Genomic DNA, 13220 nt, shown 5'->3' with positions numbered 1-13220 from the left:
AAGATGAGTTGCTTAAGCAATTTTTACTGTCTTTAGTGTGTTTTATTTTTTCTATTTTTTTAATTCACATCCTATTTTGACAAGATCTACTTGATCTCTAAATTTAGGATTGTATTTGCTTATTTTTATAATGCGGATATTTAAAATCCTGAATTGTGTCACTCAAAATTGGAGAAGTAATTAAGAACTCAAAAACTAATGGAGATAGCAATGGATCGAATTGCAATTATTGGCGCTGGCCCAAGCGGCATGGCCCAATTAAGAGCGTTTCAGTCAGCAAAGGCCAAAGGTCTACAAGTTCCTGAAATTGTATGTTTCGAAAAACAAAATGATTGGGGTGGACTCTGGAACTATACTTGGCGCACAGGTATAGATGAACATGGCGAACCTGTCCACGGCAGTATGTACCGTTATTTATGGTCAAATGGCCCTAAAGAAGCGCTAGAATTTGCCGATTATACTTTTGATGAACACTTCAAAAAACCAATCGCGTCTTATCCGCCACGCGCAGTGTTGTGGGATTATATTCAAGGTCGTGCAGAAAAAGCACAGGTGAAAGACTTAGTCCGCTTTAATACCGCCGTTCAGCATATTCATTATGATGATGCGACGCAAAAATTTACGGTTGATGTCGAAGATTACGCACAGCAACGTCATTATTCAGAACAGTTTGATTATGTTGTGGTGGCCTCTGGGCACTTTTCTACCCCGCGTGTCCCTGTTTATGAAGGCTTTGATCAATTCCATGGTCGTATTTTACACGCGCATGATTTCCGTGATGCACTGGAATTTAAAGGTAAATCAGTGCTGTTGGTGGGCAGCAGCTACTCTGCCGAAGACATTGGTTCGCAATGTTATAAATACGGCGCCAAACAAATTTACAGTTGCTATCGCAGTAAAGCCATGGGCTTTAAGTGGCCCAAAAACTGGTCTGAAAAACCACAATTACTGCGTGTAGATGAAAATACTGCTTATTTTGGTGATGGAACATCGGCCAAAATTGATGCCATTATTTTATGTACGGGCTATTTACACCACTTCCCGTTTATTGAAGATGGCTTGCGCCTCAGAACGCATAACTGCCTTTATCCACTAGGTTTATATCAAGGTGTGGTTTGGGAAAAGAATCCACGTTTGTTCTATTTGGGTATGCAAGATCAATGGTACACCTTCAATATGTTCGATGCGCAGGCATGGTTTGTCCGCGATGTGATTTTGGGCAAAATTGCGTTGCCAAGCATAGACGAAATGCAAAGCCATACCCAAACCTTGCATGAAAAAGAACAACGCTTAATGAGCGATGAACAATCTGCACGTTTTCAAGGGGATTACATCAAACGCCTGATTGCGCAGACCGACTATCCATCTTTCAATATTGATGCAGTACACGATATTTTCATGCAATGGAAAAAGCATAAAAAAGAAAATATTATGGGCTTTAGAGATAAAGTTTATCGCTCAGTGATGACAGGAAAAATGGCTAAACCGCATCACACACCATGGCTTTATGCACTAGATGATTCTTTGGAAAGTTATCTAGAAGATGAAGCTCAACGTGAGGCAATGTAAGGCGTAATCTAAAAGATCAAAGTAACGAAAAAACAGCTACAAGCCTCAAAAGTTTTGCTGATGAGGCTTGTGGTTTAAAGATTTATTTCAACTTAGCGTTATTTTAGAAATAGCGCTGATTATAAGTCTGACTTAGCACGTTTTAAGGCTTGTTGCCAACGCGCTAAATGTTCTGCACGCTCTGCTTCATTCATTTGGGGTTCAAATACCCGATCTAACTGCCAAGATGCTGAAATTTCAGATAAGTCAGAAAATACACCCGCCTTTAAACCTGCCATAGCTGCTGCTCCCCAAGCGGTTGATTCCAACATTTTAGGACGTAACACAGGCACATTTAAAATATCGGCTTGGAATTGCATCAACATATCATTTTGACTAGCACCACCATCGACTCGAAGCTCTTTCAGTGGATGATCTAAATCGGATTGCATCGCAGTGAGTACATCCGACACCTGAAATGCAATGGATTCCAAGGCAGCACGGGCAATATGTGCCTTGTTGGTGCCACGTGACATTCCACATAAAAGCGCTCGCGCTTCACTGTCCCAATGTGGCGCACCAAGCCCTGTAAATGCAGGAACTAGCACTACACCATCGCTAGAAGTTACACTATTGGCAAGTTGTTCCACATCGCTGCTTTTTTGGATAATACCCAAACCATCGCGCAGCCATTGCACCACCGCGCCTGCCATAAAAACACTGCCTTCAAGGGCAAAATGGGTTTGATTTTGACATTGCCATGCCAAAGTGGTAAGTAACTTATTTTGGCTAAATTGCACCTGATTGCCTGTATTAAACAACATAAAACAGCCTGTACCATAGGTGTTTTTTGCTGTTCCAACTTCAAAGCACGATTGCCCAAACAACGCCGCCTGCTGATCGCCTAAAATACCTGTAATTGGGATATTCGCGCCCAATAAACCCGTTGCGGTATCTGCAATATAGCTGTCGGATGCAATAATTTTGGGTAAGACCGATGCGGGAATTTGAAATAATTCCAGTAATTCTTCATCCCAAGTTTGACGATGCAAGTTCATCAACATCGTTCTTGAAGCATTACTCGCTTCAATGACATGCTCTGCGCCTTGGGTCAAATTCCAGATTAACCAACTGTCGATGGTGCCAAAAGCCACATGCCCCTGCTGTGCCAATGCTTTTAATCCATCGACATGCTCAAGCAGCCACACCAGTTTGCCTGCACTAAAATACGGATCTATACGCAGACCTGTTTTTTCCTGAATCAATTGCATCTGATTATTTTGAATCAAGTGATGACACCAATCAGCCGCACGACGATCTTGCCAAATTATTGCAGGCGCTAATGGTTTGCCTGTGCGTTTATCCCACACCACTGTGGTTTCACGTTGATTGGTCACACCAATTGCGCGAATGTCTTTAGCCAAAATACCTGCAGTCGCCAGAGCCTGTTGCACCACAGCAATTTGATTTGACCAGATTTCTTGAGCATCTTGCTCCACCCAACCTGAATGTGGGGTCTGAATATGGGTTTCTCGTTGTGCCGTTGCCTGAACTTGTCCGTGTTCATTGAAGATGATAGCGCGACTAGAGGTTGTGCCTTGATCGAGTGCTAGTAAATAACTCATATTTTTTATTGTGTTTGACTTGAAAAATAAAATATTAGCGCAATTATGTAACTAAGCGCATCGAAATGTGTAATTGTGCAGAAAATACATCGTAATTTTTGCCAGCTATGCTATGATTGCGCTGTGATATGGGGATGTTATTGGCTTCGACGCTGATGATGAAGCTCATAGATGCATGCCGAGAGCGCATTTTCTCTCGTAAATCAAATTTGCATTAAAATAGTCGCAAACGACGAATCTTACGCTCTAGCTGCCTAAGGGCCGCTTGTCCGCTTCACTGAATACTTGTGGTCAGTGAACCCGACTGAAGCGCACGCACACAAGTCCGTATAGAGTTGAGCCTCGGGACTTTATACCAAACTTAGAGGATCGCACTTTAAACCCTGTTCGTCGGGTCTTAGAGTGTTAAAACAATAGACGATATCTAAGCATGTAGTATTCTCGAGTGTAGTGTTGGCGGACGCGGGTTCAACTCCCGCCATCTCCACCAAATTCTTAAATTCATATGAAGTTACATAACTAAATATGACTAAAAAAGCCTTAAACATCAGTGTTTAAGGCTTTTTCTATGGGTTTTGCGTCCAATGCTATCCAGAACAAATTGACCCAAATTTGAATAAATTGGGTCAAAATTGCGTCAATTTGACCCACAACTTTTAGATCTATAATGACCTGAAGCGAAGTACATCTCTCAAACAACCCTTGTCATAAATTTGTAATGTTTGTTGCTTATAAATTCTTAGAAATTTCAACTTTATATTTTAAGGTTCAGGAATGTCAGCAAACATCAGCTTAAAGTATCTAAATTCATTGATCAGTGATGCTCAGACTAAAGGCAATAAAATTGAGAAAATATTATTGGGCTATAAGGCTTATTATTTTTTCATGTCAGATAGTGATTTCCATAAGGCAGTGACTAGCTCTGCACTCTCGCCAAGCAAACGTAAATATAAAGACCATAAAATTAAAGTGACCCAAGACGACTATCAAATTGAGGTAAAACTTCACGAAAAATGATCAGGATTGCTCACTTTTGCACAATACAGGTTCAAATCCACTTTTAGGATTTAAGCCTTTTTATTGGACGGTTTATTCATCTCCAAACATTTTTCGCTTTCATCCCCCAAACCGAATAACTCTCCCGCACAATAACAAAATAGATTATATTCTCCTTAATTGATAAAAAATTATGCGGAGTACACATGCAGGTATTTCCCTTAGGAAAGCGAACTATTTCCGTGATTGTGGTCATTGTAGCTCTGGTTTTATTGTTAATTTACGTGGTCTTACGCACAGGCCCATTTGCCCCTGTCAACGTCACCCTCACGCAAGTCAAATATCAATCCATTCAACCTAGCCTGTTTGGCGTAGCAACCGTTGAAGCGCGTTATAATTATAAAATTGGCCCAACTGCAGCAGGTCGCTTAAAAAACTTAAAAGTAGATATTGGCGATAACGTACAAGCAGAACAACTGTTAGGCGAAATGGATCCTGTCGATCTAGAAGATCGTTTATTGGCTCAACGTGCGATAATCCAAAAAATTACCGCTCAGCAACAAGACACTCAAATCCGTCAAAATTTTGCGCAGCAACAAGTCAAGCGTTATCAACAACTGGCCAAAATCAATGCCACCAGCCAAGAATCTTTAGCCATTAAACAACAAGAGCTCGATTTGGCAACGGCGGCACTCAGCGCGATGCAACAAGAACTCAATAAAGCACGCGCAGACTTAAACACCTTACAAGCACAGCGCGATAATTTAAATCTAGTGGCCACAGCCGCAGGTGTCGTCACTGCACGTTATGCAGAACCGGGTTCAACAGTCGTGGCAGGTCAAACAGTACTAGAAATTGTCGATCCTAACTCCATTTGGATGAATGCCCGTTTCGATCAATCCAGTGCGATTGGTTTAGCTGCAGGTTTACCTGCTCAAATTCATTTACGTTCACGGCAAAATAATGCTTTGGCAGGTCATGTGTTATGGGTAGAACCCCGTGCCGATGCCATTACCGAAGAAATTTTAGCCAAGGTGGTTTTTAATCAACCACCAACGCCTCTTCCGCCTTTGGGTGAGTTAGCAGAAGTCACCATCAGCCTCGCACCATTGGCACGCAGTTTAACCATTCCCAATGCGGCAGTTCACCGTATCGATAACCAAGTGGGGGTGTGGAAAGTTGCAGCAGAAAAACCACAATTTGTTGAAGTTCAATTGGGACGTTCAAATTTAGCGGGCGATGTGCAAGTGCTCGCAGGCTTATCTGAAAATGATCAAGTGGTACTGTATAGCGAAAAACCACTGCATGCCAAAAACCGTTTACGGGTTGTGAAGCAACTTGCAGGAGCAGCTAAATGATTAGTCTAGCAGGTCGTGATATTTTCCATTCATGGGGTAAATTTGTATTTACTGGCTTTGGACTCGGCTTGCTGATTGGTGTGACCTTAATTATGGCTGGTGTGTATCGCGGCATGGTAGATGATGCCAAAGCCCTGCTGAATAACAGTGGTGCTGACCTATGGGTAGTGCAGCAAGATACACTTGGCCCTTATGCAGAACCTTCAAGTGTGCGTGATGATTTATATCGCAGCGTGATGAATATGCCCGGGGTGGCGCATGCTTCAAATATTACTTATTTAACCATGCAAGTGCATCATCAAGATAAAGATATTCGCTCGATGGTGGTCGGGATTCAAACAGGTGAACATGCGTGGAATAACTTGGGGTGGCCGCCACATTTATTGGCAGGACGTCAATTGACCCGCGGGCACTATGAAGCCGTAGCCGACATGAGTACGGGATTAAAGTTGGGTGATCGTATTAAAATCCGTCGTAACACCTTTACCGTGGTGGGTTTAACCCGACGCATGGTGTCTTCGGGTGGTGACCCGATGATTTTTATTCCGCTGAAAGATGCACAACAGGCGCAATTCCAAAAGGGCAATGCTGCCATTTTACAAGACCGTAGACGAATTGCAGTAAACCCAATTTATAACCGCCCTGCTTATCCTGACTTGCTTGAAAGCGTACTCAATGCACAAAGTAGCAACCGTTATGTGAATGCTATTTTAGTCCGTTTAAATGCAGGTGCTTCAGCTGAAGAAACAGCAGCACATATTCAGCGTTGGCAACAACTAACAGTCTATACCCGCCCGCAGATGGAACACATTTTAATCAGCAAAATGATTGCCACATCCGCCAAACAAATTGCCATGTTTTTAGTGATTTTGGCCTTGGTCAGCGCCGCGATTGTGGCATTTATTATTTATACCCTGACTATGGACAAAATTCGTGAAATTGCGGTCTTAAAATTAATCGGCACACGCAATCGCACAATCGCTTGGATGATCTTGCAACAAGCACTCGCGCTGGGATTAATTGGATTTGCTGTCGGTAAAATCAGTTCAACTTTTGCAGCACCATATTTCCCGAAATATGTCTTATTGGTTCCACAAGATTCGATTTTCGGATTTTTTGCGGTGATGCTGATTTGCATGTTAGCCAGTTTGGTTGCAATTCGGATGGCACTGCGTGTTGACCCTGCCGAAGCAATTGGGGGATAACATGACACACGGCATTTTAATTGAAGGTTTAAAAAAGCGTTTTGGACAAGGTGACAATGCCTTTTATGCCTTAAAAGATGTCAATATGCAGGTTGCGCCCGGTGAAGTAGTTGGGCTGATTGGCCCCTCAGGTTCGGGCAAAAGTACCTTACTCAAATGTTTAGGTGCAGTGATTGATCCTACCGAAGGACGCATGACTTTGGGCGATGAGGTGATTTTTGACCAACGTTGGTTAGTCAAAGACTTAAGTGCCTTACGCCGCGATAAAATTGGTTTTATGTTCCAAACCCCGTACTTAATTCCTTTTTTAAATGTTTTGGATAATGTAGCGCTGCTGCCGATGTTAGCAGGCGTAGCCAATGACATTGCCCGCGCCCGCGCATTGGAAATTTTAACGGCGCTCGATGTGCAGCATCGGGTACATGCCATGCCTGGGCAATTGTCTGGTGGTGAACAACAGCGTGTCGCCATTGCACGTGGTTTGATTAATCAACCGCCTGTGATTTTAGCCGATGAACCCACTGCACCATTGGATAGTGTACGCGCGATGACCGTGATTCGCTTATTACACGAAATGGCAGAAAAATTTCAAACTGCAATTATTGTAGTCACACATGACGATAAAATCATCCCTACCTTTAAACGCTTGTACCACATTCGAGATGGTGTGACTTATGAAGAACAAGGCGAAGGACGTCCTTTTAAGTAGGCTCTAAAGTTTTCAGCGCTGGAAACTGATGTTTTAGCTCAATATCAAAAGCAATAAAATATCTGCATTTCAAGTTACATGCGACACAATGCTAAAAAACGGTTGATGTGGTATTCTGATAGCATCAGAAATGCAAAAATATAATACTTACTAGCTTCATACTGTTCTTGGAATTTAATCAAAATACGCATATATTGATTAAATAGAGCAATTTATTCTTAATCCAAGAATTGACGCGCTAACCATGAAACTTAATCACCTAGAGGTTTTAGATATGTCAACTAGAAACCGAACCAATGAAAGTGAAATCGCTACAGCTGCAGCTGACGTTTTGCGTGAACGCTTCATTGCAGTAGCTCACAGTGATCGAGTACTTTATGTGGAAAATGATGCCTTAGTCAGCAAAACCCCGAATGGCAAACCAGTTTTAATCAAACAGTTATCTGGTCGGAACCCTGATCTAGCCCGCCAGTTTAATGGTCGCAGAACCTTTAAAATTAGAAAACGTAACATAGAGGCTACTGCAGAATAATTTATGTTGCCAAAAACACCTCGAATCAGAATGTTTGCGGGTCCAAATGGATCGGGCAAAAGTACGATGATTAATGGTTTAGATAGCCGTTTATCTAAATTGTTTTTGAATGCTGACAACCTTGAGCGCGATCTTAAAGCCACACCCATTCTTGATCTAAGTCAATTTGATATACGCATTAATGCAAACATATTGGTTGATTATCTTACTCAAGCAAGTCGACCACTAAAAAATGCAGATGGTACTCTAAGCAAAAGTCCTCTCCTCTCAGTAGATCCTGTGATTGATGGAAGCTTAATCGACTTAAGCGGGAACACGATTGATTCCTACCTCGCAGCCCGAATTCTTGATGTCATCCGTAAAGAGTTACTTACGCTTAAGGTTGGATTTACATTTTAAACCGTAATGTCTCATGAGAGTAAAATCGAGTTTTTGCGAGATGCTAAAACGCAAGGCTATCGTACCTATTTATACTTTGTGACGACTGAGGACCCTGATATTAATGTGGACCGAGTTAAACAACGTGTGAAAAATGGTGGTCATCCAGTCGAAGAAATTAAAATCCGTGAACGCTATTTCCGCACTATGCACATGTTGATTGATGCGATTGAAGTATCTGACCGAGCGTATTTATTTGATAACTCAAGTAATGCGACCAAGAATATGGCTTCTTATATCTGTGAAGTGACTAACGGAGATACATTGATCATTAATCCAGATTTTAAAGGAGAGTTTCCGATCTGGTTTGAAAAATATGTACTTGTTCATTTGGTTGATGAAGAATAAAAAAACCGCGCTTGAATCATTCAAACGCGGTTTTTTAAATATTCACAGGTCAGTAAACTGAACCCATCGGCATCTTACTCAGCCAACATTTTACTCAGTATTCATAGCCATTGTTGATTGACCATTGCTGCAATTTGCCATAATAGATTTCATCGTTGAACAGTAGGTCTGCTTTAGAGGCAGCATTACTTTCTTCAGTTGGGCAGAAACCATCATCACAATCGGCATCGACAACCCAGCAACCACGAACGAACAATACTTTATTGCCTTCTTGCTCCAGTTGTTTCTGAACGCGATCAATCGCTTCATGTAAGTCATCTGCGCCTAAATATGCGGTCAAATACGCATAAGAGCCTGTTTCATCGGATGCTTTGCGGAACTCGACACCCACACAAAATAAATGTTTTTTCATTCTTGGCTCCTTGTCATCTTATACAGCTAAACTAATCTTTAATTTGGTCTAGGTCTAGTGCTTTTTCTTACACTTAACAATACGTTACCTATTCACAATACTGCAGTTCAAAGTAAAAACATAGTATCCAAATATTAGACTTAAGCCATAATCGCTGTATAAATGAGGTAGAACGCAACACCAATGACTGTTGTAGCAAATACCTTTTGTACAGTATTGCTATTCATGCGATGTACCAAAGTACGTCCAAGTAACATCCCGACAATACACGCCAGAACAAAGGTGATGGTGACTGCCATTGGGTACTGAAAGCCATCTAAAACGTGTGCTGAAATACTCACGCCACCAATCAGGAAAATAATCATCAAAGAGGTTGCGACGATACTGCGCATATCCAAATCGGTAAATTTACGCAATAACGGCACAATAATAAAACCACCGCCCACACCCAACAAACCCGTCAGCAAGCCTGCAATTACACCAACACCACCAAGCAAAGACGCCGTTTTAACATTCCAAATTAAGCGTCCTGTGTTTTGGTTTACCTTACACGGTGGATTAATTTGGTCGTTGACTTTATTAAAGAAAATACGATACGCCACAATAAACATGACCAGACTGAACGCCAGTGTTAACCAAATGGGCGGGACAATACCTGCCAAATGCACCCCGTAACGTGCAGATGGAATACTGATTAAGGCAATCCACAATGCAGCACGATAACGCACAATACGTTTGAACAAGCCTTCAACTGTGCCAACCAAAGCTGCCAAAGTGACTGCCAATAAACCCACGGGTGCAGCCTGCGCCACAGTCCAGCCTTGGCTTGCCATAAGAGCAGGAACGGCAAGAATACCGCCCCCTGCCCCTGTCAAACCCAGCAAAGTACCAATCGCCAAGCCTTCTAGGATTAACATCCACATGCGTATTTTCCCCTATTCCATCACTGTGTTGTGCTGTGCAAGCATTACTTGCCGCAAACTTTATTGGCAGGCAAAGCCACATCAATATGTTTTGGATAAGGCAGTTTTAAATTCTGCATGAGGGTAATAAATTCCGCTTTGGTGCGCCCTTGTCCTAAACGCGAGTTATTGCGTTTTCCTGCCCAACGGTAGAAGACACACGCCCTTTGTAGTCATGCCCTGGGTACACCAAAGTGTCATCAGGTAAGCTAAAAATTTGTAGATGAATGCTGTCATATAAAGTCGCTGGGTTGCCTTCCTGAAAGTCAGTACGACCACAACCATCAATTAACAACGCATCGCCAGTGAATACCATGCCATTGACCACATAGCTGGTACAGGCGTTGGTATGACCCGGGGTATAACGTGCTTCAATCAACAATTCACCCACACGAATGGCGCTGCCATCGGTAATGAAAATATCGCCACACACCACACCTGAATTACGATGTAATACAGTTTTACAACCAAAACGTGTTCTGAGTTCGTTGGCAGCAGTAATATGGTCAGCGTGTACGTGCGTATCTAAGCTATACACCAATTGCAAATCATGCTGTTCTAGAAAAGCAGCATATTGCTCAACCTCTGAAATTACAGGGTCAATCAGCACCGCTTCACGGGTTTGTTCAGATGCCAATAAGTAAGTATAGGTCGAGCTGTCAGCTTCAAAAAATTGATGAAAGATCATGAGATAGATACTGAGTTTTATATTTTGTTATTCTTAATTTTGCAAATATAGTGCCAACTTAATCTCTTTTAAATATATTAATAAAATACAATATATTAAGAGATATTGTTTAATTTAGATCATCCTCCATGTTTCACATCTGTTGCATTTTGTGTTTCAATTGAATCAATAATGAAACAAAAGATGAAACATCATGAATGCGATACATGACTTTGAACAACAAGCCAGTCTTGAAAGCTTTTTGTTTCATTTACAACAACTTTGTCCAGACAGTTTGCTCTATGTTTATGACGACATTGCTCAAACATGGATTTATGAATATGCACAAGATGCTTCTGTTTCTGCAGCTACGGGTAAAACATTAAAAAATCAATTATTGAAATTAAAACTACAATCACAATCAGCATCACAACCACAGACAGGTCTGCTGCAACTCCCGAATAGTGCTAAGGCATGGCACTACCACAGCTTAAATATTCGTGTCCATACAGCCGATTTCACAGGATGTTTATTCTTTCTGCAGCCTAGCGTTGCAACAGTGTCATCACAAACACTCACCCCATCTGCCCAAGCACAAAATAGTTTGGCGGAGTTTTTCCATAGTGATTCGCCACAAATGCAGCATATGTATTCCATTATTGAACGGGTAGCGATTACTGAGTTTCCTGTTTTGGTGCGTGGTGAATCTGGTAGTGGTAAAGAGTTGGTGGCGCAAGCAGTACATGCACGCAGCCAACGGCATGCACAAGTCTTTATTGCGATTAACTGCGCGGCTTTAAATGCCAATATTTTAGAAAGTGAATTGTTTGGGCATGTGAAAGGTGCATTTACAGGGGCAATTCGTGAGCATAAAGGTGTGTTTGAACGTGCTGCAGGTGGTACTTTATTTTTAGATGAAATTGCAGAAATTCCACTGGAACTGCAAGCCAAATTATTGCGAGTATTAGAAACGGGCGAATTCACCCCTTTGGGCGGTGAAAAAGCGATTAAATCGAATGTCAGAATTATTACCGCAACCCATCGCGCTTTACGTGAAGAAGCGCGTTTAGGCAGATTTCGCCAAGATTTACTTTATCGTTTACGGGTGATTCCAATTTTTGTGCCACCACTACGTGAACGTAAACAAGATATCCCTAAAATTGCAGCATTTATTTTGCAACAACAAGCCCAGTTTCAGGTCACGCCACATTTGACCGAGCAAGCACTGAAGGTATTAATCAATTACGACTGGCCGGGCAACGTGCGTGAATTAAAAAATACCTTGCTGTATGCATTGACCATGTCAGCAGGTAAAACGGAAATTGATCAACACGATTTACCCGATGAAATTGTGCATGCTAGTTTGAAACTCGCCACAGCTCCCCCAACGCCACAACCTATTGAGCTGCCCATCAAAACCAACAATAAAGTAGATAAAGACACACTGCAGGATTTACTGGAAAAATATCAGGGGCAAACTGAATTGGTGGCACAAGCCTTGGGCATTAGCCGAACCACCTTATGGCGTTATCGAAAAAAATATCATTTATGAGGCGGAAGTTTGCTGAATAAAGGACGCTTTGCTTTGATCTGCATATTCATAAATGGTGTCTAAATCTTTTTGAATGGCAGCTGCGACTCGGCTAGGCATCAACTGATTAAGTTTTACAAAGACTTTTTCAGGATAACCGACCTGATAGGATTGACGGTCTGTTTGTAAAAATTGATACAGTTCTTGTGCCACAAATTCAGGTGAATCCACTTTTGTACCCATTTTGATATTCATTTCAATCACATCGGGATTATTCATACTGGTATTGGTCGCGCGTGGGGAGAAATATCTAAAACGAATGGCAGTCTGACAATACTCTCGCGCCAACGCTTCAGTTGCACCACGCAAGGCAAACTTACTGGCGCAATAACTCACATAGCCAGGATAGCCGATGCTGCCAAAAGTCGAGCCAATATTGATGATCTGACTCGGCTGACTGTCCGACATATATGGAATCACATCCTGAATCAGTTGCAGCGGATAAGCCACATTGACCAACATCATTTGCTCAATGGTATCCTGTGATTGCTGCGCAAACAGACGAAAATCATTCATGCCTGCATTGTTAATATAGTAATGAATCGGCTGTTTTAATGCGGCAAGTGCCTGAATAAAATCATGACGACTGCTGGCATCAATTAAATCACAACGCAGACTGTGTAATTGCAACTGAGGATACTGCTGCGCCAGACTTTGCTCTAGTTGTTGCAAGGTGTCTTGCTTACGCCCAACCAAAATTAAGTTTAAGCCTTTTTCAGCAAAATGATGCGCAATCGCATGACCAATCCCGCCTGTTGCCCCGAAAATCACCGCAGTTAAATTTGACATAAAAGATACTCTCAATTTTAAGATATTCGATACAACTCAA

At 41.9% G+C, this 13220-nt stretch carries 11 protein-coding genes, 1 other RNA gene and 2 pseudogenes; 9 read left to right on the top strand and 5 right to left on the bottom strand.

From position 1 onward, the window contains the following. Positions 1-210 precede the first annotated feature (210 nt). Positions 211-1569 carry an NAD(P)-binding domain-containing protein gene (locus FTT70_RS05705; RefSeq protein WP_104852384.1) on the top strand — a complete coding sequence of 453 codons (1359 nt, stop codon included), beginning with the start codon at positions 211-213 and terminating at the stop codon, positions 1567-1569. 119 nt (positions 1570-1688) lie between these two features. On the opposite strand, the gene glpK is transcribed toward FTT70_RS05705, so the two are convergent. Beyond that, complete coding sequence (glpK, locus tag FTT70_RS05700; RefSeq protein WP_180168391.1) at positions 1689-3173, bottom strand: glycerol kinase GlpK; 1485 nt, start codon at positions 3171-3173, stop codon at positions 1689-1691. Positions 3174-3303: 130 nt separating this feature from the next. On the opposite strand from glpK, the gene ssrA reads away from it, so the two are divergent. The 7 genes and pseudogenes from ssrA (at position 3304) to FTT70_RS05665 (ending at position 8759) form a co-directional block, all read left to right on the top strand. Further along, positions 3304-3663, top strand: a transfer-messenger RNA (tmRNA) gene (gene ssrA, locus FTT70_RS05695). A 284-nt stretch (positions 3664-3947) separates the two neighbouring features. After that, a complete protein-coding gene (locus tag FTT70_RS05690) occupies positions 3948-4190 on the top strand; it encodes a hypothetical protein (protein ID WP_004975383.1) in 243 nt (80 codons plus the stop codon). Between the two features lie 185 nt (positions 4191-4375). Further along, entirely contained in the window at positions 4376-5527 is a 1152-nt protein-coding gene (locus tag FTT70_RS05685) for an efflux RND transporter periplasmic adaptor subunit (protein WP_180111672.1), read from the top strand. Further along, a complete protein-coding gene (locus tag FTT70_RS05680; RefSeq protein ID WP_004975378.1) occupies positions 5524-6732 on the top strand; it encodes an ABC transporter permease in 1209 nt (402 codons plus the stop codon). The genes FTT70_RS05685 and FTT70_RS05680 overlap by 4 nt, the downstream gene beginning before the upstream one ends. A gap of 1 nt (position 6733) precedes the next feature. Then, entirely contained in the window at positions 6734-7441 is a 708-nt protein-coding gene (locus tag FTT70_RS05675; protein WP_026438336.1) for an ABC transporter ATP-binding protein, read from the top strand. 274 nt (positions 7442-7715) lie between these two features. After that, positions 7716-7973, top strand: coding sequence for a hypothetical protein (locus tag FTT70_RS05670; RefSeq protein WP_004975373.1), 258 nt, complete (start codon positions 7716-7718; stop codon positions 7971-7973). A gap of 30 nt (positions 7974-8003) precedes the next feature. Continuing rightward, a pseudogene (locus tag FTT70_RS05665) lies at positions 8004-8759 on the top strand (hypothetical protein). 94 nt (positions 8760-8853) lie between these two features. Here the strand turns inward: FTT70_RS05665 and FTT70_RS05660 are convergent. The 3 genes and pseudogenes from FTT70_RS05660 to FTT70_RS05650 all read right to left on the bottom strand — a co-directional run bounded on the left by FTT70_RS05660 (position 8854) and on the right by FTT70_RS05650 (position 10821). Then, positions 8854-9171 (bottom strand): hypothetical protein, encoded by a 318-nt coding sequence (locus FTT70_RS05660; protein WP_004975369.1) that lies wholly within the window; start codon positions 9169-9171, stop codon positions 8854-8856. A gap of 140 nt (positions 9172-9311) precedes the next feature. Next, on the bottom strand, positions 9312-10094 hold the full coding sequence (locus tag FTT70_RS05655; protein ID WP_154320426.1) for a sulfite exporter TauE/SafE family protein: 783 nt from the start codon (positions 10092-10094) through the stop codon (positions 9312-9314). Between the two features lie 44 nt (positions 10095-10138). After that, a pseudogene (locus FTT70_RS05650) lies at positions 10139-10821 on the bottom strand (MBL fold metallo-hydrolase). 193 nt (positions 10822-11014) lie between these two features. On the opposite strand from FTT70_RS05650, the gene FTT70_RS05645 reads away from it, so the two are divergent. Beyond that, positions 11015-12352 carry a sigma-54-dependent Fis family transcriptional regulator gene (locus tag FTT70_RS05645; RefSeq protein WP_154320425.1) on the top strand — a complete coding sequence of 446 codons (1338 nt, stop codon included), beginning with the start codon at positions 11015-11017 and terminating at the stop codon, positions 12350-12352. Here the strand turns inward: FTT70_RS05645 and FTT70_RS05640 are convergent. Next, positions 12347-13180 carry an SDR family oxidoreductase gene (locus FTT70_RS05640; RefSeq protein WP_096902277.1) on the bottom strand — a complete coding sequence of 278 codons (834 nt, stop codon included), beginning with the start codon at positions 13178-13180 and terminating at the stop codon, positions 12347-12349. The genes FTT70_RS05645 and FTT70_RS05640 overlap by 6 nt on opposite strands. Positions 13181-13220 lie beyond the last annotated feature (40 nt).

Origin of the sequence: Acinetobacter sp. YH01003 (assembly GCF_013420525.1) — a bacterium.
Classification (GTDB): Bacteria; Pseudomonadota; Gammaproteobacteria; order Pseudomonadales; family Moraxellaceae; genus Acinetobacter; species Acinetobacter towneri.
Note: the sequence above shows the minus strand (reverse complement) of the source record. Positions and strands in the feature narration are given on the sequence as shown.

What these genes read in the sequence shown, in the direction of transcription:
- FTT70_RS05705 (WP_104852384.1), top strand. Translation starts at nt 211, where the DNA reads ATGGATCGAATTGCAATTATTGGCGCTGGCCCAAGCGGCATGGCCCAA.
- glpK (WP_180168391.1), bottom strand. Translation starts at nt 3,173, where the DNA reads ATGAGTTATTTACTAGCACTCGATCAAGGCACAACCTCTAGTCGCGCT.
- FTT70_RS05690 (WP_004975383.1), top strand. Translation starts at nt 3,948, where the DNA reads ATGTCAGCAAACATCAGCTTAAAGTATCTAAATTCATTGATCAGTGAT.
- FTT70_RS05685 (WP_180111672.1), top strand. Translation starts at nt 4,376, where the DNA reads ATGCAGGTATTTCCCTTAGGAAAGCGAACTATTTCCGTGATTGTGGTC.
- FTT70_RS05680 (WP_004975378.1), top strand. Translation starts at nt 5,524, where the DNA reads ATGATTAGTCTAGCAGGTCGTGATATTTTCCATTCATGGGGTAAATTT.
- FTT70_RS05675 (WP_026438336.1), top strand. Translation starts at nt 6,734, where the DNA reads ATGACACACGGCATTTTAATTGAAGGTTTAAAAAAGCGTTTTGGACAA.
- FTT70_RS05670 (WP_004975373.1), top strand. Translation starts at nt 7,716, where the DNA reads ATGTCAACTAGAAACCGAACCAATGAAAGTGAAATCGCTACAGCTGCA.
- FTT70_RS05660 (WP_004975369.1), bottom strand. Translation starts at nt 9,171, where the DNA reads ATGAAAAAACATTTATTTTGTGTGGGTGTCGAGTTCCGCAAAGCATCC.
- FTT70_RS05655 (WP_154320426.1), bottom strand. Translation starts at nt 10,094, where the DNA reads ATGTGGATGTTAATCCTAGAAGGCTTGGCGATTGGTACTTTGCTGGGT.
- FTT70_RS05645 (WP_154320425.1), top strand. Translation starts at nt 11,015, where the DNA reads ATGAATGCGATACATGACTTTGAACAACAAGCCAGTCTTGAAAGCTTT.
- FTT70_RS05640 (WP_096902277.1), bottom strand. Translation starts at nt 13,180, where the DNA reads ATGTCAAATTTAACTGCGGTGATTTTCGGGGCAACAGGCGGGATTGGT.